This is a genomic window from Prosthecobacter gellanilyticus (assembly GCF_007992435.1).
Classification (GTDB): Bacteria; Verrucomicrobiota; Verrucomicrobiia; order Verrucomicrobiales; family Verrucomicrobiaceae; genus Prosthecobacter; species Prosthecobacter gellanilyticus.
Genome location: NZ_BKAG01000012.1, coordinates 75173 through 96874 on the forward strand (window position 1 = coordinate 75173; position 21702 = coordinate 96874).

Genomic DNA, 21702 nt, shown 5'->3' on the forward strand with positions numbered 1-21702 from the left:
CAGGACAATCGTCGGCTGGAGGGGCTTTCCATCACTTCGCCTCACTCCACCATGAGAATCTGGAAGAGGTCGTGGCGGCGGTCGGTCCAGAGGGGGACGTCGTCGGGTTCCTTGGCCTCGGGCTCGTGTGGCTTGTTCGCCTGGAGAAACGGCTCGTTCACCGTTACCATCACGTAGTCCGTGGAGTCCAGGTCACGTTCCTCCTCCACCTCGGTGATCACGCGGGTGGTCTTCCAGCCGATATTGTCGGCGAGCTTGTTCACCACGGGAGCCAGCGCCAGATAGCTGTTGGTCACATGCACTGCGATGATGCCATCCGGCTTCATGTGCCGCTTGTAGATGGCAAAGGCTTCCTGCGTCAACAGGTGCATGGGGATGGCATCGCCGCTGAAGGCATCCAGCAGCAGCACGTCAAACTTCTGGTCGGGTTCACGCTCCAGCATAAGGCGGGCATCGCCGAGGACGGTATCGATCTTCGCGCCGCGCTTCTCACCATCCGCGAGGTAGGTGAAGTATTTGGTGGCGAGGCGAGGGATCTCCGGATTGATCTCATAGAAGCGCCAGACCTGCCCTGCCTGCGCATAGCAGGCCGTGGTGCCGGCCCCCATGCCGACGATGCCCACGCGGGCATCCGGGCGGTTGACCAGCGTGTCCAGCGCCTTGCCGATGCCGCTCTCATGCCCGTAGTAGGTCACCGGCTGCTCCCGCAGCGCCGTGGTCGTGCTCTGCTTGCCGTGGATGATGCCTCCATGGGTCAGCGTGCGGGACTGGCTGTCCAGCACGTCGGACCACTCCTCGTCCACATTCAAGGCGCCGTAGAAATTGCGCACGCGCTCGAGGCGCTTGTCGACGGTGAGAGTCTGGTCTTGAAGAGAGTAAACTCCGCTGGCCGCGAGCCCGAAAGAGGCCACGATGACGAGGTAGTTCGCGGCGCGCCGTGGCTGGCGATAAATCAGAACGGCGAGGACCAGGGCTGCGACCGTCACACAGGCGTAGAGCGCCCACTCCTTCGGGTCTTCCAGAGAGATGATCTGGTTCTGGGTGACTGAAGGCAGGGCCTTGAGCCATTTGTAGAAAGCTTTGTCCAAACTGGCCAGGATCTCGGCGAGGACAGATCTCCAGTGCTGCTGATCGGTGAGCGGCTGGACGTATGCTTTCGCTCTCCAATGCACGATGCCAGCGGCGAGTGCCAATGCGCCCACAGTGATGGCCAATCTCCGGAAGCTGCTGCGCCAGACCCAGGCGGCCCAGGCACACCAAGCCACCACGAAGCAGACGATGAGTCCGAGCGGCCACTCCAGATAGGTAACGAAGACCTGCGGAGCGACCAAGCTCACGAGCAAGCCACCGAGAGCACCGCCAAGGGACATGAGGAGGTAGAACTCAGTGAGATGGGAGGTGCGGGGTTTCAAGCGGGCGAGCTCGCCATGACAGACCATGCAGGCGGCGAAGACCGCGGCGAAGGCCCAGCCGAGAGAGAAAAGATAGTTAGGCATCGGCTCGGCGGTGACATCGAGCTTCTTGCCGACGGCTGTGACAAAGAGAATGCCCAGAGCCAGCAGCGCCCAGAACCAGCTGCCATACCAGCGCTCGTGCTCAAAGCAGATGATGAAGGTCAGAAGATACAGGCTCAGCGGTATCACCCACATGAAGGGCACCACGGCGACGTCTTGAGAGACGTGGTTGCTCGTGGCCAGCAGCAGCGCGCTGGCGGCGGCTGGAAGGAGCACCCAAAGCAGACGCTGCCACCAGCGAGGTGTGGCAGGTTGCTCGATAACTTCCGGTTCAGCTGGAGGCACAAGCAAGCCTTCGGGACCGCTGGCCACGACTGCCTCGGGAGCGGATGTTACCGGAGCCAGGCTCACGCTTTTTTTGGCGAGCCAGAGGGAGAGGCCGGCAAACAGCACGAAGCCGCCAGACCAAACCCAGGTCTGCTGGGTGACATCCCAACTGGGCTCGATGAGAAAGGGATAGGTCAGGAGCGCGGCCAGAGAGCCAAGGTTTGACAGGGCGTAGAGCCGCCATGGCGACTTGCCGGGCATGGCTCGCGTGAACCAGACCTGAGTCAGCGGACTGGTGCTGGAGAGCACAAAGTATGGGAGGCCCACCGTGCCTAGAAGGAGCAGCAGGATGCGCCCCGCAGGTTCTTCATTGCCCGCAGGCTTCCAGAAGTCGCCAGGAGCAATGGGGAGGAAGATGAGTGCGACTAGAAGCAGCACCGAATGGACGATCCACTGCGCCTTCGGGCGCAGCCGTGTCAGCGCATGAGCATAGGCATAGCCGCCGAAGAGCACGATCTGGAAGAAGAGCATGCAGGTGGTCCACACGCCAGGACTGCCGCCAAACCATGGCAGGATGAATTTGCTGATGACCGGCTGGACCTGAAACAGAAGGAAGGCGCTGAGCAGGCTCAGCAGGGAGAAAAGCAAATGCATGTGTGGGCTGAAACGCAGCCTAGCCCACCACCTTCCACCATGGCGATGTCTTTTTTACCCTGTTACGCCGAGGTCAGGGCGCGGGGGCTGCGCGGCGGGCCTTTCGGCTGACTAAATAGAGACAGGCTGGAACGCTGAAGGCCAGACTGCCGATCAAGGACATGATGATGAAGGCCAGCCAGCCCGGAGAGCGGATGCCACGGCGATGGAGCAGCCAGGCAAACAGGAACATGAGAAAGAAGGCCTCCAGGATGAACACGAGTGACACTTCATTGGCCAGGGCCGCCATCATGACGGCCGGAGCGGCCAGCGCATAGTAGATGAAGATGCCGTTGGGCACGATGAAGCCAAAGAGAGCGAGGCCGAGCAGAAGCTTTTCCTGAGTTTCAGTGAAGGGTTTCATGAGGCGAAGAGAACGATGCCACCATGAGCCACACTCATGGCCAGGCAACTCGGTAAAGCCGACCTCCGGCCAAAGGCGGATGGGAATGCAATCCTGGCCTCAATGAGCGCAACATTCGCGGACTCGCGAGATGAGGCGGATGCGTTATACAGTGTGCCTGCGTGCTGCCCACCGAATGCGTCTTTCTGTTTCTGTTCTCCTGCTGTTCATCACCGCCTGTGGCGCCATCGCCGCGGAACTGGATCTGAACGGGTACATGGAGGCGAAGTTCATCTTTGAGCGGAACTGCATGCTCTGTCACGGCGTGCGTGGTGATGGCAAGGGGGAGATGGCGGGGACGTTGGTGCCGCAGCCGCGCTCCTTCCGCGAAGGCATGTTCAAGTTCCGCACCACGCCTTTTGGCCGTCTGCCCACGGATGATGATTTGCGCTTTACGATCAAGCATGGTCTCACCGGCACGGCGATGGGTGCTTTCTCCAAGCTCGGTGACCGGGACATCACGCTGGTGATGGAGTATGTGAAGACTTTCTCACGCCGCTGGCGCAAGCCGGAGAATTTTGCGGAGCCGATGGTGCTTCCAGCAAAGCCAGAGTGGTTTGAGGATGATAAAGAAATGGCCGTGCACGCAGCCTCGGGAAAGGCGCTCTACCAGTTGAACTGCCTGGCTTGTCATGGTGCTGAAGCGGATGGCAAAGGGCCTGTGGCTTCTACGTTGAAGGACATCTGGGGGCAGGCTTCGCGTCCGTCTGATCTGCGCCAGCCACATCTGCGATGCGGGGATCGGCCGGAGGATGTTTATCGGGTGCTGGCCACGGGGATGAATGGCACGCCGATGGTGAGTTTTGAGACTGTTTTGAAGCCTGAACAGAGGTGGGATATCATCGCGTATCTCTCCACGCTGAAGCTGCCGGACGGGCCGACCCTGGGGAATGCACCGCCGCGTGAGAGCACGAACACGAAGGCGGACGCCAAGCCGTGAACGCCTCAAAGCGTGACACTGCCCCCAAATGAAACCGCCGTCATCCGGGGTGCGAATGACGGCGGCTTGAGATCACGGATGATTAGCCGTGATTACTTCTCCTTTTCTTTGCAGCAGTCCTTGCCACAGGTTTTGCCAGCATCCTTGCAGCATTCGGCGCAGGTCTTGCCTTTGTCGGAGCAGCATTTCTTGCAGGCTTCACCGGCGAAGAGGCCGGTTGAGAGGGCTGCGATGGCGAGGGTGGTGAGAATCGTTTTCATGGTATTAAAGAATGTTAGACTTTGAGTTTGAATATCTGAATCTGAGATAAGTCGTCCTTGACGCATGCAGGCATGGTCATCCCGCAAAAGGGCGGTGCGTGGGTCTCACGCCGGGGCTTGGCACACCCGACCATGGGTGCTCACAGGCACGATGGATTCATCGTCGCCGGTGAAAGCCCGATGGCTTCAGATGAGCAGCGCGCAGTGACGCTGATACAACGGCACCTTGGGATCGGGCGGCGGTCGTTCATCCGCTAGGATGTGCCTCTGGGAAACCGGTGCCAGAACAGGCAGAAGCACATAGGAGACCTCTGCCCAGGGAATCATCGGCAGCACATGCAGCAGCGCCTTCGGGGCGCTGAGGGCGACCGGTGTCTGGTCGCGCTGGAGCGTACCGTCGCAGCATTCGCAGTGGCGGTCTTTGGCTGGAGGTACGGCGGGAAGCTCCGAACGCTCTTCCGGCGTCAGGAACTGGTGGCAGGACATGCAGGCTTCCTCGCCCCCGGCTGGCTTCATGAGGCCCATCCAGCAACAGAAATGCAGCGGCACTGCCATGAGCAGGGCGAGCATGATCTGGAGGGCTGAGGCGGGCATGGTGGACTAACGTATTGTGCTGCTAGAGACTCAAACGTTCGATTTATGAGACTCTAGCGGAGCAGCTTTTATTCCGGAAAAGTGCCAGCCTGGGTGCTTTCAGGCCCGGGGATGGAAATTCCGGTGCACCTGCTTCAGGCGCTTCTGGTCTACATGGGTGTAGATCTGGGTCGTGGAGATGTCCGCATGACCGAGCATTTCCTGGATCACGCGCAGATCAGCGCCGTTGTTCAGCAGGTGCGTGGCGAAGGAGTGCCGCAGCAGGTGCGGATACACGTGGACGCTGAGCCCGGAAGCTGTAGCCCGCTCCTCCACCACCTGCCGGACCCGTGCCGGGGTGAGGTCAGTCCCGCGGATGGAAAGGAAGATGTGACTTTGAGATTTTGGGCCGACCAGCTCCGGTCGAGCCAGATCCAGGTAGGCCTGCAGGGCGTCCCTGGCCGCTCCGCCGACGGGGCAGAGGCGGGTTTTGTTCCCCTTCCCCACCACACGGATCCACCCTTCCTCCAGGCTCAGGTTTTCCAGGCGGGCATGGACGAGCTCCGAGAGCCGCAGACCGCTGGCATAGAAGAGCTCCAGGATGGCGCGGTCCCGACGATCCAAGGCGCTGTTGCCCGTGATGCTTTCCACCAGTTGCCGGGCGGTTTCCTCATTCAGGGTGCCGGGCAGATGCTTCTCCACTCGCGGCGGGAGGATGGGCTCGGCCGGATCTCCCACCCGCTTACCACGAGCCGCCAGCCAGCGGAAGAAGATCTTCACGGCAACAAGCTCCACCCGTGCGCTTGAGGCGGCAAGACCTTCCTTTTTCCGCCGTGCCAGATAGTCCGTGAGCATGGCTGTGGTCACGGCAGCCGTGTCTTCGACTTCCCGATGCTCTTTTAGCCATGAGGCGAGACCTTCCAGCACCCGCCGCACCAGAAGCTGATAGTTCACCGACAACCCGCGCTCTGTGGCGAGGTGCAGGATGAAGCTTTCGATCTGGGTGAGCATGGACGGTTGATCTAGAGGTGTGGTTGGGAGGTGCTAGGGTCAAGGAGCTGCTAGACGGAATGACGAAATCCGAAGCATCAATGACGAATGCGGGAGCGAGGTTGGGACGATGGGCATACTTCGGCCTAAGGTTTCGAGTTTCACGGCGTTTGTTTGGGTGCATTGTCTCCCCCACTCACACGCATGAATTGCCGTTCCCTCCTGCCCCTTCTCCTGATTTCTGCTCTGCCAGCCGCTGCGGCTGACTTTAAGAAGGACATTGTGCCGATTCTGGAGAAGAACTGCTATGAGTGCCACAGCAACAAGACCGGGAAGAAGAAGGCGGGCTACGTCTTTGATGACCTGGAGACACTGCAAAAGGACATCAGCCCCAAGGGTGCGATCGTTCCCGGCGACCCCGGTGAAAGCCATTTCCTGGAGGTGATTTCAAATCCGAACCACGATGCGCACATGCCGCCGGATGAGAATCTGCCCGCCGACCAGATTGAGAAGCTGCGGCAGTGGATCGTGGAAGGCGCCTCTCTGGATGGCAAGGGGCCGAAGATGGTGCCGACGGCCAAGAGGGGCCTGGCAAAGCCGGGGTTGCCCCCCATCATGACCTGGACGAATTTTGAAGGGAAGAAGATCAAGGCGGGATTCCTCCGCCTGGAAGGTGAAAATGTGATCCTGAAGATGCCGGCGAATGCCCAGGAGATGGCGTATCCTCTGAGCAAGCTGGATGCGGCGAGCCAGCAGCAGGCGAAGGATTCGGCTCAGTGAGAAGGGGCTCGGAGGCTTTGATTTTTGGTAGAAAGATTGAGGGTAGGAAGATTTGGTTTTTGAAGGAGATGGGCTGTGAGTGCAGACACTCGCGGGCCAAAGGTTCAACGATGGTTGGTGGCTCGATGCACGCCAGTCAGGGACGATCCGAGTGGATCCGACCTGATCGGGGTGGAAGAGAGCCGTTTACGATTGTTGACGATGGTTGACCGTTGTTTCAGACCGATCCGGCTTGATCCAGGTGAATCAAGGTGCTGGGGGGGGGGGAGATGGGTTCAGGGACGGCGGGCTTACTCAAGCCGCTACGAGAGGCGATCCGGGTAAATCCGACCTGATCCAGGTAGGTTTTTCACACGGGATTTGGGAAGAGCAGCCGAGCCGATCCAAGCTAATCCAACCTGGTCCAGATTGGATTGTGAGGGGCGCGGGTGCCCCATCGGAGCGTCACTTCCCGGAACTTGAGTAGCGCAGCAACCATTCGCCGCCTTTGCTTTCGGTAGCGGCGGCAAGGAAGGCATCGATCTGCGGGAGGGTGATCTCAGGATGTTTGGCGAGGAGCTGGCGGTAGACTTTGGCGAACTGGGTGGCGCCGGCGTTGAGACAGGCGGCGGCATCCCCACCCGCGAAGGCGACCTTGGCGGAGCCGAGCATGAAGGCGCTGAGCAATTGCTCCTCAGTGCCTGGGGCGACCTTTTTACAATGTTCAAGCCAGCCCTGGATCGGATACTCGGGAATGTTGATGGGCAGATCGGTGGTGGTCTTCAAATAGGCGAGCACGGCCGCGGTGGCATGCACGCTGTCGTCGGAGAACGGGTCCGCGAGGTAGCGGTCGATCAGGCCGATGACACCTTTGCGGAGGGGCGGGTCCTTGATGATCTTGGCGACCATTTGAGCGAAGGCTTGAAACCCAGCCTCCCCATTGTCCGCAGGAGTGACGGGACGCATCTGGCGGATGGTGATGACGTAGCTGTCCAGAAGGATGATGCCGGTCCACTGCTTGAGCGGCACCTCTTCCTCGACACCGAGGTCGCTTTTGGCCACGCGGGTCATTTCACAGATTCGGGCCGCCATGGGGATGGCTTCTTTGTCCCAGAGTTCGATGCCGCCCACCCCGATCTCGCCGATCTTGAGCTTCCGGTAACGACCCTCCTTGGTCATGGCATCGAGGTCCTTCACCACGTTGTCCATCTCCTGGAGAATCAGGCGCTGCTTCTCCTCCATCGTGAGGTTTTTAGAGGGGATGGGAAAGAAGAAGATGTCCGCCCTGGACCGCTCATCCAGGCTCTCATAGCGGATGAAGCGTCCCCCGCCCTGCTCGTAGCGGAACTCACCCGCCAGCCGGTGCGTTCCGAGCATGGTCGGGAAGGTTAGGCCCGTGGGTTCATGAAACCACGGCTTGCCAGTGGCATCAGGCGCGATCCAACTGCCCTGAGGCGGGGCGGCAAGGGCGGCCCAAGCCATGATGGCGAACGCAAAACAGACGGGGAGGACTTTCATGAGTGGGAGGGTAAGACCATCTCTGGCGCTTTCTGCTCATGCGAGCAAGTTCCGCTCATCGACGGCATTCATCGCATTCATCAGAAAACAATCCTTTCCCTAGTTGCATCTCTATCGAAAGAACGCAATTCTGGCCTCCCCCAAGACCACCCATGAGTGCCACGCTGCCGTTCCGCGCGAACCAAGACCTTCTCGACGCCAAATATTCTGACTGGAGCAAAGACCCCGCCTCCGTTGATGCCGGATGGGCCTCCTTCTTTGAAGGATTCGAGCTGGGCATGGCCGAACTGGCGCGTCGTAAAGCAGCCCCGGGCGCAGGTTCCTCAGCCGCTGCTGGTGATGCCACACTCTCGGAGTCGATGCTGAATTTCCGCATGCGCGTGACGAATGCGCTGCTCACCTTCCGCTCCCTCGGTCACCGTGCCTCGCATCTGGACCCGCTGAGCCCCAATGGTCCCGTGGCTCCAGAGCTGACCATGGAGGCGCTCGGCTTCTCCGAGGCTGACCTGGACCGCGAGGTGCAGACGCAAATGTTCCGCGGCGGTCAGGCCATGAAGCTGAAGGATTTCCTGGGTGAGCTGAAGACTGTCTACTGCAGCACCAGCGGCTTTGAGTTCATGCACATCCACAATCCGGAAGTGCGTAACTGGCTGCTAGAGCGCATCGAGAACCGCACCTTTGAACCGGCGCCGTCCAAGGATTCCCAGGTGGATGCCTTGCGCTGGCTGCTGGAGGCCGAGACCTTTGAGCGCTTCCTGCACAAGCGTTTCGTGGGCCAGAAGCGCTTCTCCGTGGAAGGTGGCGAGTCCATGCTGGTGGCGCTGGAAACCATCCTGGAAGGCATGCCTGCCCATGGCGGCAAGGAAATCGTGATGGGCATGGCCCACCGTGGTCGTCTGAGCGTGCTGGCGAACTTCCTCCGCAAGCCGCTGGAGATGCTCTTCTATGAATTCAGTGAGAACTATGTGCCAGACACCGTGGGCGGTGATGGCGATGTGAAGTATCACCTCGGTTTCGAAACGATCCGTGACACCCGCAGTGGCAGCAAGGTGGCCATCTCCCTGGCCCCGAACCCGAGCCATCTGGAAGCGGTGGATCCCGTGGTGGAAGGCATGGCGCGTGCGCGCCAGCGTTTCCTCGGCGACACCATCGAGCGCAAGCAGGTGATCCCGATCCTCCTTCACGGTGATGCTGCCGTGGCCGGCCAGGGCATCGTGGCGGAGGTGCTGAACCTCTCCCAGCTTCCGGGTTATCACACCGGCGGCACCATCCATGTGGTGGTGAACAACCAGATCGGTTTCACGACGCTGCCTGCGGATGCCCGCTCAACCAATTATTGCACAGACGTCGCCAAGCTGATCGATGCTCCGGTGATTCATGTGAATGGTGACCGTCCGCTGGAAGTGGCGGCTGCCGCACGCCTGGCGCTGGACTTCCGCATGAAGTTCGCCCGTGACGTGTTCATCGACATCGTTTGTTACCGCCGCTACGGCCACAACGAGACGGACGAGCCCGCATTCACGCAGCCGAACATGGCGCGCACCATCGGCTCCCTGCCCTCCACGGCCGCGCTGTTCCGTCAGCAACTCCTGCAGACTGGTGTGCTCGACGAAGAAGGTGCCAACGCTTTGCAGAAAGAACTCGAGGACGAACTGGAAGCGGGTGTCACCGATCTGGCCAAGAAGGATGGCGCAGGTGGCAATCCTTTCGAAGGCTCCACGGCGCAGCCACAGGCTGCGTATGACTACAATGTCATCGACACCGGCGTGGCTCGTGAGCAGCTCACCAAGATCGGCAAGAAGCTTCTGGAAGCTCCAGAAGGCTTCAATCTTCACCCGACCATCGCCAAGCGCTTCCTCGCTGCTCGTGGCAAGGCCATCGAAAGCGGCGAAGGCATTGACTGGGCCACGGCTGAGTCTCTCGCGTTCGGTTCCCTGCTTACCGAAGGCAATGGTGTCCGTCTCTCCGGCCAGGATGTGCGTCGTGGCACGTTCAGCCATCGTCACAGCGTGTTCTATGACACACAGACCCGCGCACGCCACATCCCGCTGAACAACCTTGAGGAAGGCCAGGCCAAGTTCTGCGTCTACAACTCGCTGCTGTCTGAAGCTGCGGTGCTCGGCTTCGACTACGGTTACTCGCTGCTCGCCGCGAACCTTCTGATCTGCTGGGAAGCGCAGTTCGGTGACTTCGTGAACGGCGCGCAGGTGATCATCGACCAGTTCATTGCCTCCGCAGAGAGCAAGTGGCAGCGTCCGAGCCATGTGACACTGCTTCTGCCGCACGGTTATGAAGGCCAGGGCCCTGAGCACAGCAGCGCGCGCATGGAGCGCTTCCTGCAGCTCTGCGCCGGTGGCAACATGCAGGTGTGTAACTTCACCACCCCCGCCCAGTATTTCCACGCGCTGCGCCGCCAGGTGAAGCGCAGCACCCGCAAGCCGCTGGTGGTCATGACGCCGAAGAGCCTGCTGCGCCATCCGCGCTGCGTCTCGAAGCTCGATGAGCTGGCTGAGAACACCCACTTCCGTGAGGTGCTGGATGACGAGAATCTCACCATCAGCCCCGAGCGCGTCACACGTCTCATCTTCTGCTCCGGCAAGGTGTACTATGACCTGCTGGACTTCCGCGAGAAGAACAAAATCAAGAACGCCGCGATCATTCGCGTGGAGCAGCTCTACCCGCTGAACTACGAGATGCTGAAGGGCATCGTGGCCAAGTATCCACGTGCGCAGAAGAAATGGATCTGGTGCCAGGAGGAGCCGCGCAACATGGGCGCCTTCTACTACATCCGCCCGCGCCTTGAGGAGCTTTCCAACCACAAACTTCGTTACGCCGGACGTGAGCGCTCCTCCAGCCCTGCCGCTGGTTCCAAGGCCATCCACGTGCTCGAGCAGGAGAACCTGGTGGAGAGCGCCTTCAGCGTTTGATCAATTCTTGTTAATCCTGCGTCCCTCGTTCATCTCTTTTTCTAGCTCTTTTTCTTCCCCACGATCATGGCTGACATCAAAATCCCCGCACTCGGCGAATCCGTCGCCGGAGGTCAAATCTCCAAGTGGCACTTCAAAGTTGGCGACGCCGTCAAAGTTGGCGACGTGCTGCTGACGCTGGAGACCGACAAGGTCGCCGCTGAAGTCACCTCCGAGTTCAACGGTGTGCTGGCAAGCATCGCGTCCAATGAAGGTGATGATGTCACCATCGGTGCCGTCGTCGGCCAAGTCACGGAAGGTGCCGCTGCTGCCGCACCCGCAGCGGCACCTGCCCCGGCGGCTCCCGCACCTGTGGCTGCCGAAGCTCCGAAACCAGCCGCTGCTCCAGCTCCAGCGGCTGAAGCGCCGAAGCCTGCACCGGCTGCTGCGCCAGCACCAAAGCCTGCTCCCAAAGCAGCTCCGGCTCCTGAAGGCCGCATCACCCGCAAGAAGATGACGCCGCTGCGCCGGAAGATCGCCGAGCAGCTTGTCAGCGCCCAGCAGAACGCCGCCATCCTCACCACTTTCAATGAGTGTGACATGACGGGCATCATGGCCATGCGCTCCAAGCTCCAGGACAGCTTCGTGAAGACTCACGGTGTGAAGCTCGGCTTCATGTCCTTCTTCGTGAAGGCTGTGGTGGAAGCTTTGAAGGCTATCCCGCAGATCAATGTGCGCGTCGAAGGTGAAGAGATCGTGCAGCAGCACTTCTATGACATCGGCGTCGCTGTCGGCACCGAGCGCGGTTTGATCGTGCCTGTGATCCGTGACGCGGATCAGAAGAGCTTTGCGGACATTGAGAAAGACATTCTCGCCTACGCGGCCAAGGCCAAGGACGGCAAGATCGAGCTCTCTGACCTCACCGGCGGTGTGTTCACCATCTCCAATGGTGGTGTGTATGGCAGCCTGCTGAGCACTCCCATCATCAATCCTCCGCAGAGCGCCATCCTGGGCATGCACAGCATCCAGCAGCGCGCCGTGGTGGTGGATGGCCAGATCGTCGCCCGTCCGATGATGTACCTCGCTCTGAGCTATGACCACCGCGTGGTCGATGGCAAGGAAGCAGTGACCTTCCTCATCCGCATCAAGGATTGCATCGAGAACCCGGCCCGCATGCTGGTGGGTGCTTGATTGAACCTACTGGTGGTGATGAGCCACTGAATTCAGACCGCAGACAGCACTGATGTGCGTCTGCGGTTTTTTTTGGACGCGGCTCTAATGCCCATTGGAGTCGTCCGTTATGAGAAGTCCCCGCGTATTTGGACGCTGGGAACTATTGCATGACGTATTGAGGATATAGACCGTCCTGACGGACTGAGGATTGGCTGGTGTTTTCTAACACGACCGCGCATCCTTGTGCCTGTAGAACTCATCCACCTGACTTTCTCGCTCTCACCATGACAGAAACCATTTCATACGAAACACCGCAGTTTCTGCAGAAGCTGCTCGGCCACGATTTCAGCGGACTGCGCGTCATCGCGGAGACCACCGGTGCGCAAATTACCTCACGCGAAAGCTGGGTGAAGATGGAAGGCAGCGAAGAGGCTGTAACGTCTGCACGCGAGGTTTTCACGCAGCTCGAGAAGGTGCGCCGCAGTGGTGGTGACATCACGCCAGCGATGATTCGGCTCGTGAGCGAAAGCGTGCTGGCGGAGCATGGTGACAAGCCTGCGGAAGCCATTCACGCGCTCAAGCTGACGACCTCCACCAAGAAGCCGCCGGTGCTCGCAAAGACACGCGGACAGATGGGCTATGTGCAGGCCATGCGTGACAATGAAGTCGTCTTCGGTGTCGGTCCTGCGGGCACTGGCAAGACCTACCTCGCCATGGCGCAAGGCCTGCACTTGCTGCGTGAGAAACAGGTGCAGCGCCTGGTGCTCACACGCCCCGCGGTGGAGGCCGGTGAGGCGCTCGGTTTCCTGCCCGGTGATTTGAAGGAAAAGATCTTTCCCTATCTGCGTCCGCTTTACGATGCGCTCTATGACATGCTGGAGCCTGATGAAGCGGAACGCCTCATCGAGAAAGGTGCCATCGAGATCGCTCCCCTGGCCTACATGCGCGGTCGCACGCTGAAGAATGCCTTCATCATTTTGGATGAAGCGCAGAACACGACGACGGAGCAGATGCTGATGTTTCTGACGCGTCTGGGTGAAGGTGCGCGCTGCGTGATCACAGGTGACCCGAGCCAGGTGGACCTGCGCCGTCATGTGAAATCAGGCCTGCGTGAAGCGGTGGAATATCTCCAGGATGTGCCGGGTGTGCGCTTCGTGAACTTCCTCAGCAAGGACATCGTCCGTCTGCCTGTGGTGCAGCGCATCATTGAGGCCTATGACCGTCATCGTGCGGACGAAGACAAGGCCAGGGCTGCGCGTGCTTTCAAGCCAGCAACGAGTGAAGAAAAAGAACAACAAAAGTGAACTTTGCACTTGCAGGAGTCCGACCCTGTTACATAATAACGGCCCAACAGAAAAGCGGGTGTAGCTCAGTGGTAGAGCACTTCCTTGCCAAGGAAGATGTCGCGCGTTCGAATCGCGTCACCCGCTCCACCGTCCAAGACGGTGAGCCTTTTCTGAAGGACCTAAAACCCTCAAAGGTTTTGCATGACCAGATGCCTCACAAGATCATTTCAGTATCATTGCGGGGTTGGCCAAAGGGACATCTGCCCAGGGAAACAATGAGGAGACGGCATTAAAGGGTGGAATGGGAACCGCCTAACCAAATGACATGTCCAGGCATTGTCTCCTGTCCGCAGAGAGAGCCGTTTTCAGAAAAGGTTTGTCTGTGCGCACAAGCGCGATGCCGCCAAGGCAAGGGCACCCTTGCCTCTCTGCTACCGCACTTCGGGACGCTCCGCGACTTCGTATACCAAAACTAGTTCGGCAGCACCTTGAGGGGATGCTGCCGAGCTTTTGGTTGGGGGAATGGAGGAGATGATTAGAGACGGATCTCCATGGCCTGGGCAGCCCAGTGAGCCTTGGAGCGGGCGGTCTCGATATCGCCGGAGCGGGCCAGGGTCACGGCCATGCGGCGCTGGCCGCTGACGGTGGGTTTGCCGAAAAGGCGGACCTGGGTGTCGGGCTCGGAGAGCACCTGGTCGAGAGCTCCGAACTGGACGTTGCTGGATTCACCCTCCACGAGGACGGCGCAGCTGGCGCTGGGGCCGTGCTGATGGATGTTCGGGATTGGCAGCCCGAGGATGGCACGCACGTGCAGGGCGAACTCGCTGAGGTCCTGGGAGATCAGGGTGACCAGGCCGGTATCGTGCGGACGTGGCGAGACTTCGCTGAAGATGACCTCGTCGCCTTTGATGAACATCTCGACGCCGAAGAGGCCGCGGCCGCCGAGGGCCTCGGTGATGGCGCCGGCCATGTGTTGAGCTGCTTCGAGAGCCTCGTGGGACATCGGATGCGGCTGCCAGGACTCGCGGTAGTCCCCTTTGATCTGCGTGTGGCCGACTGGCGCGCAGAAGCTGGTGCCACCCACGTGACGCACGGTGAGCATGGTGATCTCGTAGTCGAACTCGACGAAGCCTTCGATGATGACCTTCCCCTTCCCGGCGCGACCACCTTCCTGGGCATACTGCCAGGAGTAGGCGATGTCGGCTTCCGTCCTCACCACACTCTGGCCCTTGCCGCTGGAGGACATGATGGGCTTCACCACACAGGGCATGCCGATCTTGGCGATGCCGGCACGGAACTCTTCCTCGCTGCTGGCGAAGACATACGGCGAGGTCTTCAAGCCAAGTTCCTCGGCGGCCAGACGGCGGATGCCTTCGCGGTTCATGGTGAGCTGGGCGGCACGTGCGGTGGGCACGACGGTGTAGCCTTCAGCTTCGAGTTCGATCAGAGTCTCGGTGGCGATGGCCTCGATCTCAGGGACGATGAAGTTCGGCTTTTCGACCTCGATGATGCGGCGCAGGGCCTCGCCATCCAGCATGGTGATGACGTGGCTGCGGTGAGCGACCTGCATGGCCGGGGCGTTCGCGTAGCGATCGACCGCGATGACTTCGCAACCGAGGCGCTGCAGCTCAATGACGACTTCTTTTCCCAGCTCGCCGGAGCCGAGGAGCATGACTTTGGTAGCGGTGGAGGAAAGTGGGGTGCCGATGCGTGCCATGCCCATTGCTCTAGCGTGCGGCAAGGGGACGTCAAACGGGTCTCGGCATCATCTGAGAGACCTGATGCGTTATTGGGCAACAACCCTGGCTGGCGATTTGCCGGGGAGCTGGACATTGCTTTTCAAAAACTCCACGAGTCCATCAGAGATGCCACGGGTGAGTTTGGCCTGATAGGCCTTCTGCTGCAGCCTCTTGGATTCCTCCGCATGGGTGAGGAATCCGCACTCCACTAGAGCTGCTGGGCATGGAGTGCGCATGACGACGATCAACTGGCTGTCCTTGATGCCACGATCCTCGGCCTTCGTGCTGGTGCAGACCTGACGCTGGATGGTCTGCGCGAGAGCCTCGCCAGTCGGACGACGCTTGGAGACAGCTTGTGCCTTCATCGGGCGGGCCATGAGGGAATTTGAACTGGCGTAATAGGTCTCGATACCGTGGATCTCGCTGGCTGGATTGGTATTGAGGTGCACGCTCACGAAAGCATCCGCCTTCGCCTCAGCGGCAATCTGACAGCGCTCGTCGAGTTCCAGGAAACGGTCCTTTTCTCGCGTCATGCGGACTCGAACCCCAGCCTTCTCCAGGTGAGCCTTTAGCTGGCGGGCCAGATTCAGACTGAGATCTTTCTCGGTCACACCATTGGCAACCGCGCCGCCGTCATGTCCACCATGGCCAGCATCGACGACGACCAGCGGAGCCGCATCAGCGTCCCAACTTGGCAGCGAGACCTCAGGAAGTGCTTCGATCTGCAGGGCCAGCCAGCCCAAGGCTCCAAAGGCAACCGCCAGCGCCAGGGAAGAGCCGAAGCACCTCAGGAAGAGCTGGAAGGGCCGATGGGGGGACATCACGGAAGCGACTTTTTTGAAATTTTGTTCAGATTTTTAAAATTTTCCTTGGTCTGAATTATTCGGACTAGTAAACTAATAGCATGAAGGCTCCCACTTCTGCAACTTCGCTAGCACGTTTCGCTCTCCTCGTCGGCTCTGCGGGCGCAAGTATTGCCTCCGCGCAGCCAGCCCCTCCTGCCGGAGCGGGCCTGAATGGTTATTATGCTCCGGGTGTCGTGCAGCCATCAGCCTATCAGATGCAAATGCAGAGGCCGGTGGCTCCGACGCCGCCCACACCTCCTCCGGGTCAGCCGCCTCAGGGTTATAACATGTCTGGGTATCGCCCGCCGACGATGCGTGGCCCCCAGGGCGCGCCCGTGGCCCCTGCCCCGATGCATTATCAGACGCCTGGCAAGTCCCCAACGAAGTCCAAGAGCACTTCCAAAGCCACAGTCGCCGCACCGAAGAGCAACTATCGTCCAGCCACCGGTGGCAAGACAGGCATCACAGCCAAGCCCAAGACCACGGCAGCACCTTCCCTGGAATCGCGTGTGGGTAAACTTGAGAGCAATGGACATCGCCAGGATCTCCGTCTGGGACGTCTGGAGCGTGATGTCGGACTGCTGCCACCAAGCATCGAAGGCGGTGGCGTGGCTGATATCGTGCCCTCCGGCAAAACACACATCGTCCGCCCTGGTGACACCCTTTTCAGCGTGGCTTCGCGCTACAGCACCAGCGTGGGTGAGCTGCGCTCGCTGAACCGCCTGTCTGATGACACCCTCGACATCGGCGAGACGCTGCTCATCCCCGATGGCCAGACTTGGTCCGCAAAGCCCGCGAACACCACGGCGATCCATGTGGTCTCGGGCGAGGAAAACATGGCCTCCATTTCTCGCCAGTATGGAGTCACGGAAGACTCCATCGCGAGGGCAAATCCGACTGCCTATGCCAGCGACCTGCGAAATGGCGAACGCCTGACCATTCCCAATCCCCGCCGCATGCCGATGAGCGCACCGCGGCAGGTGAGCACTCGTTCCACCTCTTCGGTGGTCACTAGCAATGTCACGCATATCGTCAAGAAGGGTGAGATGCTGGGGCGCATTGCCACCAAGCATGGGGTGCCGGTTTCCAAGCTGATGGCGGCAAACGGCATCAAGAACGCGAACAAGATCGTGGAGGGGCAGAAGCTCATCATTCCTGGCAAGAAGACGACGCGCACGATCAGCCAGCCTGCGCCCATGGCCCAGGAAGACGCCACGCCGCTGCCGAACCTTCGCCTCGTGGAAGCTGACAGCGAGCCGGAGATGAAAGCTCCCGTGAAACCTGCTCCCACACCGCCTCCTGCATCCGCGGCGCTGCCACCGATCACCAGGCCTGCCAGTGCGGCTCCTGCTGCCGAGCCGGAAATGCAGCGCGGCATTGTGGCTTACCGTGCGCAGCGTGGCGATACCATCGAAACCGTGGCGAATCTCTTTGGCACCAGCGCGGCGAACATTCGCGCCATCAACAAACAGAGCGCTGACAAGGCCATCAAAGAAGGTGACGAGATTTATGTTCCCACGGTGGGTGCAGTGTCGGTGAATTGATCGTGGCACGACCATCACCGCGCTTGACGCCTGCCATGCTCCCCGGCACAAAAGGCAGCATGCCCACCACCCAGCCACCCTCCTATCAAAGCGCCATCGTCTTCGGCGCGGGCAGCTGGGGCACAGGTCTGGCATCCACCCTGCATGAGCGCGGTCTGCAGGTGCAGTTCTGGGGCCGTGATGAAGCGCTGATGAGTGAGATCCGGCAGACGCGGAGAAACTCACGCTATCTGCCATCCCAGCATCTGCCGGAAGGCATCACAATCACCAGTGACCTGGCCAGTTTGAAGCCTGCGGACATGCTGCTGCTGGTGGTGCCGTCCAAAGGTATTCGTGACACCGCCGCAGCGATTGCGGCCACGGGTTTGCAAGCTTCGGCAAAGGTCGTTGTTTCCTGCGCCAAGGGCATCGAGTTGCGATCCGGCAAACGCATGTCGGAGATTTTGGCGGAGTCCTTGCCAGGGCCGCAGCATGCAGTGCTGACGGGTCCGAATCATGCGGAGGAAGTGGCCCAAAGGCTGGCCACCGCCGCCGTGGTGGCATGTGCGGATGAGGAGACCGCCCGGGCCGTTCAGTCATGCTTTACACTGCCCTGGTTCCGCAGCTACACGAGTGATGATGTGGCCGGAGTCGAGTGGGCCGGAGCGATGAAGAACCCTTACGCCATCGCTGCTGGCATCGCGCTCGGTTTGAAGCTGGGGGACAACGCCATCGCCGCGCTGGTGACACGTGCGCTGGCGGAGATGGTGCGCATGATCGCCGTGATGGGTGGCAGGCCGGAGACCTGCTATGGCCTCGCTGGCGTGGGAGACCTGATCGCCACCTGCTACTCGGAACACAGCCGCAATCATCGCGTGGGCAAGCTGCTGGGTGAGGGCATGTCGTTGGCGGACATCATCGCCAGCACACGCATGGTGGCTGAGGGGGTGCCAAACACCGCCAGCCTCTATGAAGCAGCCCAGGCCCGGGACGTGCGCGCGCCTCTGCTGGCGGAGATTTATGCCATCCTGCATGAGGGAAAACCGGCCCGCGAGGCCATGCGCGACCTGCTCTCCCGGGATCCAAGGTCTGAAACTGACCAGACCCGCTGATAAACCGGGGCTGCAGCGCACGGTACTCTTCCTGTGCCACCTTCGCACCGTCTCATGCGCCTCACGCCTGTCCTCTTTCTGGCTCTCACCGCCTCCGTCCATGCCGCAGCCACAGCACCGGTGCCGGGCAAACTGCGCTACAACCGGGACATCCGCCCCATCCTGAGCGACAACTGCTTTCACTGCCATGGACCGGACAAGAACCACCGCGAGGCTGACCTGCGGCTGGACATCCGCGCGGATGCGATCACAGCGAAGGCCATCCAGCCCGGCAAGCCGGAAGCGAGCTCGATCATCGAGCGCATTCAGACCCATGATGAGGATGACATCATGCCACCACCAGAGTCCAAGAAGACGCTGACGGATGCGCAGAAGCAGACGCTGGTGGAATGGATCAAGCAGGGCGCTGAATATGAGCCGCACTGGGCGTATACGCCGTTGGTTAGGCCTTCGGTGCCAGGGAAGGCTGGAGTGAATCCCATCGATGCGTTCATCCAGGCGGAACTCAGTGAGAAGAAGATCACCCCAGCTCCCCAGGCAGATCCACGAGCGATCATCCGGCGGCTTTCGCTGGATCTGGTAGGCCTGCCGCCCTCCGTGAGTGAGGTGGATGCCTTTCTCAAGGATCCTTCCTCCACGGGCATCCAGGCGCAGACCGCACGACTGATGAAGTCACCGCACTTCGGTGAGCGCTGGGCGGCGTGGTGGCTGGATGTCGCGCGCTTCTCGGACACGGTGGGCTTTCACGGCGACCAGAACCAGCGCATCTACCCGTATCGCGACTACGTGATCAATGCCTTCAACGCGAACAAACGATTTGATCAATTCACGCTGGAGCAGCTCGCAGGTGATCTTTTGCCCGAGGCGACCACGGAGCAGCGCATCGCCTCAGGATTCAACCGCCTGAACATGATGACCCGTGAGGGTGGTGCGCAGGCCAAGGAGTATCTCATGAAGTATCAGGCGGACCGTGTGCGCACGGTGGGAGGTGCCTGGCTGGGGGCCACGCTGGGCTGTTGCGAGTGCCATGACCACAAGTTCGATCCCTTCACGGCACATGACTTCTACGCCATGTCCGCCTACTTCGCGGACATCAAGCAGTTCGGCGTTTACTCGAGCTATCGTGCCGGTGAGTCCGAGGAACTGAAGGGCTTCACCAATGATCACCCCTTCCCGCCCGAGATCCTGGTGGACAGTCCTTATCTGGAAAAGAAGCAGACACGCGTCGCCACGCAGATGTTGGCGATTGCCGAAGGCGTGCTGAGGGATCCCGCGAAGCGCCAGGCCTATGAAGACTGGCGCGCGGCTAGCATGGTGGCTCTGCACAAGAACCAGGAAGATCCCTGGCTGCCACTCCTGGCAGAGGTGGAATCCAAGTCCGTGGAGCCGCCTCCTGCGAAGGACCAGGCGAAGAAGACCAAAGGCAAAGACAAGGAGCCCAAGGCCGCGTTGCCGCCAGCGGAATTCCGCTTGGGCAGCGGCGGGCAGGTTTTCTTTGGCCCGAAAGGCATGCAAAGCACGAGCTTCAGCTTTCGCTCCAAGGGCCAGCGCATCGCAGCGGTGAAGATCGAGCTCTTGCCAACACCTGAGCATCAGGACAGCATCGTGCGCGGAGGTGGTGAGACCGCGATGAACTTCAAGCCGACCTTCTCACTGAAGAAAGCAGGCGTGAAGAATGAAACCAGCTTCACCCTTCTACAGGCGGATGCCGACCTGAAGGAACCCATTTACAGCAGCACCGAGGAACGGATCGGTACGGTGTCGGGCTGGAAGACACGGGCTGCAGATGCGCACAAGGCACACAGCAGTGTCTGGCTGATCGAGAAGGCACCGGTGCTGGGTGAGGATGACGTCTTCATCGTCCGTGTGCCTAACCACATGCTCGGCAGCGTGCGCATCCGCGTGGCTGGAGTGGCACCGCTGCAACCTCTGCAGCCTTTTGATGCCAATCCGCAGGCCTGGCTGGCGCAGGTAGGTTATGAGAGTTCTGAGTATGCCGAGTGGCGGAGGCTCTACAGCGAGTTCATGCAATGCAATGGCGGCAAGACCTGGACACAGGTCACGGTGGCGGTGAAGGACCCCATGCCGATCCGCCGACTCCCACGTGGCAACTGGATGGATGAGACTGGCGAGATCTGTGATCCAGCGCCTCCAGGGTTTCTGCATGCGGTGGAGGCAGGTCCGCGAAGTTCGCGCATCGATCTCGCGCGCTGGCTGTGCTCGCCAGAGAATCCGCTGACGGCCCGTGCTTTCATGAACCGGCTTTGGAAGCAGTTCTTTGGCGTGGGGCTCTCAGCCGCCACAGATGATCTGGGCGCACAAGGCGAAACACCAAGCCATCCAGAGCTGCTGGACTGGCTGGCCTGTGAGTTTCGTGACTCAGGGTGGGATGTGCAGCACATGATGAAGCTCATCGTCACAAGCCACACCTATCTCCAGGACAGCAAAACGCGGCCTGAATTGAAGGAGGTGGATCCGAACAACCGGCTGCTGGCATTTCAAAACCCGCGTCGTCTTGACGCGGAGTTTGTTCGGGACAATGCGCTCTCCATCGCGGGCATCTTGAATCTGGATGACATCGGCGGCCCAAGCGCCAAGCCCTACCAGCCCGCAAACTACTACGAAAACCTGCAGTTCCCGAGTCGTGACTATGTGGCGGATGCGGATGCAGGCCAGTGGCGCCGCGGCGTGTACATGCACTGGCAGCGCACCTTCCTGCATCCCATGCTGGCGAACTTTGATGCACCGAACCGCGATGAGTGCACCTGCTCCAGAAATGTCTCAAACACACCGCAGCAGGCTCTGACCCTTCTGAACGATCCGACCTTTGTGGAGGCGGCCCGCTCTTTGGCCGCCAGCCTGCCGGCTGAAGGCAACGATGACACCAGGATCAATGCCCTTTATCTGCGTGCGCTCGCACGTTTGCCGAAACCTCAAGAAAAAGACAGCCTGCTGACCTTTCTCGCGAGCCAGAGGGAGACTTTCAAAACAACACCGGAGGAGGCTGCCAAGCTTCTGAAAACAGGTCTTCAGCCGCCCGCTGCTCACGCCGATACTGAGCTCGCCGCCTGGGCGAGTGTTTGCCGCGTGGTGCTGAATCTGCATGAAACGATCACACGGTATTAAACGATCTCATAGGACGGCTGTCTCATGCTGGGACCGCCTTGGCGCTTTGCTGGACTAGGTAATCTTGCAGTGATG

The 21702-nt window shown here is 60.3% G+C and carries 16 protein-coding genes and 1 tRNA gene; 9 read left to right on the top strand and 8 right to left on the bottom strand.

Features of this window, described 5'->3' with window-relative positions; all coding sequences use genetic code 11:
- Positions 1 to 41: 41 nt before the first annotated feature.
- Both BGE01nite_RS10380 and BGE01nite_RS10385 read right to left on the bottom strand, forming a co-directional pair.
- Positions 42 to 2435 (bottom strand): fused MFS/spermidine synthase, encoded by a 2394-nt coding sequence (locus tag BGE01nite_RS10380; RefSeq protein WP_146850383.1) that lies wholly within the window; start codon positions 2433 to 2435, stop codon positions 42 to 44.
- 73 nt (positions 2436 to 2508) lie between these two features.
- On the bottom strand, positions 2509 to 2838 hold the full coding sequence (locus BGE01nite_RS10385) for a hypothetical protein (RefSeq protein ID WP_146850384.1): 330 nt from the start codon (positions 2836 to 2838) through the stop codon (positions 2509 to 2511).
- A 175-nt stretch (positions 2839 to 3013) separates the two neighbouring features.
- On the opposite strand from BGE01nite_RS10385, the gene BGE01nite_RS10390 reads away from it, so the two are divergent.
- Positions 3014 to 3817: a c-type cytochrome gene (locus tag BGE01nite_RS10390; protein ID WP_170266716.1), complete on the top strand. Its 804-nt coding sequence runs from the start codon at positions 3014 to 3016 to the stop codon at positions 3815 to 3817.
- A gap of 92 nt (positions 3818 to 3909) precedes the next feature.
- On the opposite strand, the gene BGE01nite_RS28955 is transcribed toward BGE01nite_RS10390, so the two are convergent.
- From BGE01nite_RS28955 to BGE01nite_RS10400, 3 genes are all read right to left on the bottom strand, one after another.
- Entirely contained in the window at positions 3910 to 4077 is a 168-nt protein-coding gene (locus BGE01nite_RS28955) for a hypothetical protein (protein WP_170266717.1), read from the bottom strand.
- Positions 4078 to 4263: 186 nt separating this feature from the next.
- A complete protein-coding gene (locus BGE01nite_RS10395) occupies positions 4264 to 4671 on the bottom strand; it encodes a hypothetical protein (protein ID WP_146850386.1) in 408 nt (135 codons plus the stop codon).
- A 99-nt stretch (positions 4672 to 4770) separates the two neighbouring features.
- A complete protein-coding gene (locus tag BGE01nite_RS10400; RefSeq protein ID WP_146850387.1) occupies positions 4771 to 5661 on the bottom strand; it encodes a tyrosine recombinase XerC in 891 nt (296 codons plus the stop codon).
- Between the two features lie 183 nt (positions 5662 to 5844).
- On the opposite strand from BGE01nite_RS10400, the gene BGE01nite_RS10405 reads away from it, so the two are divergent.
- On the top strand, positions 5845 to 6420 hold the full coding sequence (locus tag BGE01nite_RS10405; RefSeq protein WP_146850388.1) for a c-type cytochrome domain-containing protein: 576 nt from the start codon (positions 5845 to 5847) through the stop codon (positions 6418 to 6420).
- Positions 6421 to 6864: 444 nt separating this feature from the next.
- On the opposite strand, the gene BGE01nite_RS10410 is transcribed toward BGE01nite_RS10405, so the two are convergent.
- Positions 6865 to 7917 (bottom strand): hypothetical protein, encoded by a 1053-nt coding sequence (locus BGE01nite_RS10410; RefSeq protein ID WP_146850389.1) that lies wholly within the window; start codon positions 7915 to 7917, stop codon positions 6865 to 6867.
- A gap of 152 nt (positions 7918 to 8069) precedes the next feature.
- Here BGE01nite_RS10410 and BGE01nite_RS10415 point away from each other — a divergent pair, with 152 nt between their 5' ends.
- The 4 genes from BGE01nite_RS10415 to BGE01nite_RS10430 all read left to right on the top strand — a co-directional run bounded on the left by BGE01nite_RS10415 (position 8070) and on the right by BGE01nite_RS10430 (position 13429).
- Complete coding sequence (locus tag BGE01nite_RS10415) at positions 8070 to 10844, top strand: 2-oxoglutarate dehydrogenase E1 component (protein ID WP_146850390.1); 2775 nt, start codon at positions 8070 to 8072, stop codon at positions 10842 to 10844.
- Between the two features lie 66 nt (positions 10845 to 10910).
- Positions 10911 to 12014: a dihydrolipoyllysine-residue succinyltransferase gene (gene sucB, locus BGE01nite_RS10420; protein WP_170266718.1), complete on the top strand. Its 1104-nt coding sequence runs from the start codon at positions 10911 to 10913 to the stop codon at positions 12012 to 12014.
- A gap of 266 nt (positions 12015 to 12280) precedes the next feature.
- Complete coding sequence (locus BGE01nite_RS10425) at positions 12281 to 13300, top strand: PhoH family protein (RefSeq protein WP_146850392.1); 1020 nt, start codon at positions 12281 to 12283, stop codon at positions 13298 to 13300.
- A 54-nt stretch (positions 13301 to 13354) separates the two neighbouring features.
- Positions 13355 to 13429, top strand: a tRNA-Gly gene (locus BGE01nite_RS10430).
- 388 nt (positions 13430 to 13817) lie between these two features.
- On the opposite strand, the gene purT is transcribed toward BGE01nite_RS10430, so the two are convergent.
- Complete coding sequence (purT, locus tag BGE01nite_RS10435) at positions 13818 to 14999, bottom strand: formate-dependent phosphoribosylglycinamide formyltransferase (protein ID WP_146850393.1); 1182 nt, start codon at positions 14997 to 14999, stop codon at positions 13818 to 13820.
- Positions 15000 to 15068: 69 nt separating this feature from the next.
- Positions 15069 to 15842 carry an N-acetylmuramoyl-L-alanine amidase family protein gene (locus BGE01nite_RS10440; protein ID WP_146850394.1) on the bottom strand — a complete coding sequence of 258 codons (774 nt, stop codon included), beginning with the start codon at positions 15840 to 15842 and terminating at the stop codon, positions 15069 to 15071.
- An 83-nt stretch (positions 15843 to 15925) separates the two neighbouring features.
- Here BGE01nite_RS10440 and BGE01nite_RS10445 point away from each other — a divergent pair, with 83 nt between their 5' ends.
- From BGE01nite_RS10445 to BGE01nite_RS10455, 3 genes are read left to right on the top strand one after another with little or no spacing between them, the layout of a single operon-like run.
- Complete coding sequence (locus tag BGE01nite_RS10445) at positions 15926 to 17410, top strand: LysM peptidoglycan-binding domain-containing protein (RefSeq protein WP_146850395.1); 1485 nt, start codon at positions 15926 to 15928, stop codon at positions 17408 to 17410.
- A gap of 35 nt (positions 17411 to 17445) precedes the next feature.
- A complete protein-coding gene (locus BGE01nite_RS10450) occupies positions 17446 to 18501 on the top strand; it encodes an NAD(P)H-dependent glycerol-3-phosphate dehydrogenase (RefSeq protein ID WP_246145700.1) in 1056 nt (351 codons plus the stop codon).
- A gap of 54 nt (positions 18502 to 18555) precedes the next feature.
- Positions 18556 to 21627 (top strand): PSD1 and planctomycete cytochrome C domain-containing protein, encoded by a 3072-nt coding sequence (locus tag BGE01nite_RS10455; protein WP_146850396.1) that lies wholly within the window; start codon positions 18556 to 18558, stop codon positions 21625 to 21627.
- Positions 21628 to 21702: the final 75 nt, after the last annotated feature.

Bases quoted from the DNA above. Each gene is read 5' to 3' on its own strand.
- purT (WP_146850393.1), bottom strand. From the start codon at position 14,999: ATGGCACGCATCGGCACCCCACTTTCCTCCACCGCTACCAAAGTCATG.
- BGE01nite_RS10410 (WP_146850389.1), bottom strand. From the start codon at position 7,917: ATGAAAGTCCTCCCCGTCTGTTTTGCGTTCGCCATCATGGCTTGGGCC.
- BGE01nite_RS10400 (WP_146850387.1), bottom strand. From the start codon at position 5,661: ATGCTCACCCAGATCGAAAGCTTCATCCTGCACCTCGCCACAGAGCGC.
- BGE01nite_RS10390 (WP_170266716.1), top strand. From the start codon at position 3,014: ATGCGTCTTTCTGTTTCTGTTCTCCTGCTGTTCATCACCGCCTGTGGC.
- sucB (WP_170266718.1), top strand. From the start codon at position 10,911: ATGGCTGACATCAAAATCCCCGCACTCGGCGAATCCGTCGCCGGAGGT.
- BGE01nite_RS10395 (WP_146850386.1), bottom strand. From the start codon at position 4,671: ATGCCCGCCTCAGCCCTCCAGATCATGCTCGCCCTGCTCATGGCAGTG.
- BGE01nite_RS10455 (WP_146850396.1), top strand. From the start codon at position 18,556: ATGCGCCTCACGCCTGTCCTCTTTCTGGCTCTCACCGCCTCCGTCCAT.
- BGE01nite_RS10445 (WP_146850395.1), top strand. From the start codon at position 15,926: ATGAAGGCTCCCACTTCTGCAACTTCGCTAGCACGTTTCGCTCTCCTC.
- BGE01nite_RS10415 (WP_146850390.1), top strand. From the start codon at position 8,070: ATGAGTGCCACGCTGCCGTTCCGCGCGAACCAAGACCTTCTCGACGCC.
- BGE01nite_RS10405 (WP_146850388.1), top strand. From the start codon at position 5,845: ATGAATTGCCGTTCCCTCCTGCCCCTTCTCCTGATTTCTGCTCTGCCA.
- BGE01nite_RS10425 (WP_146850392.1), top strand. From the start codon at position 12,281: ATGACAGAAACCATTTCATACGAAACACCGCAGTTTCTGCAGAAGCTG.
- BGE01nite_RS28955 (WP_170266717.1), bottom strand. From the start codon at position 4,077: ATGAAAACGATTCTCACCACCCTCGCCATCGCAGCCCTCTCAACCGGC.
- BGE01nite_RS10385 (WP_146850384.1), bottom strand. From the start codon at position 2,838: ATGAAACCCTTCACTGAAACTCAGGAAAAGCTTCTGCTCGGCCTCGCT.
- BGE01nite_RS10440 (WP_146850394.1), bottom strand. From the start codon at position 15,842: ATGTCCCCCCATCGGCCCTTCCAGCTCTTCCTGAGGTGCTTCGGCTCT.
- BGE01nite_RS10450 (WP_246145700.1), top strand. From the start codon at position 17,446: ATGCTCCCCGGCACAAAAGGCAGCATGCCCACCACCCAGCCACCCTCC.
- BGE01nite_RS10380 (WP_146850383.1), bottom strand. From the start codon at position 2,435: ATGCATTTGCTTTTCTCCCTGCTGAGCCTGCTCAGCGCCTTCCTTCTG.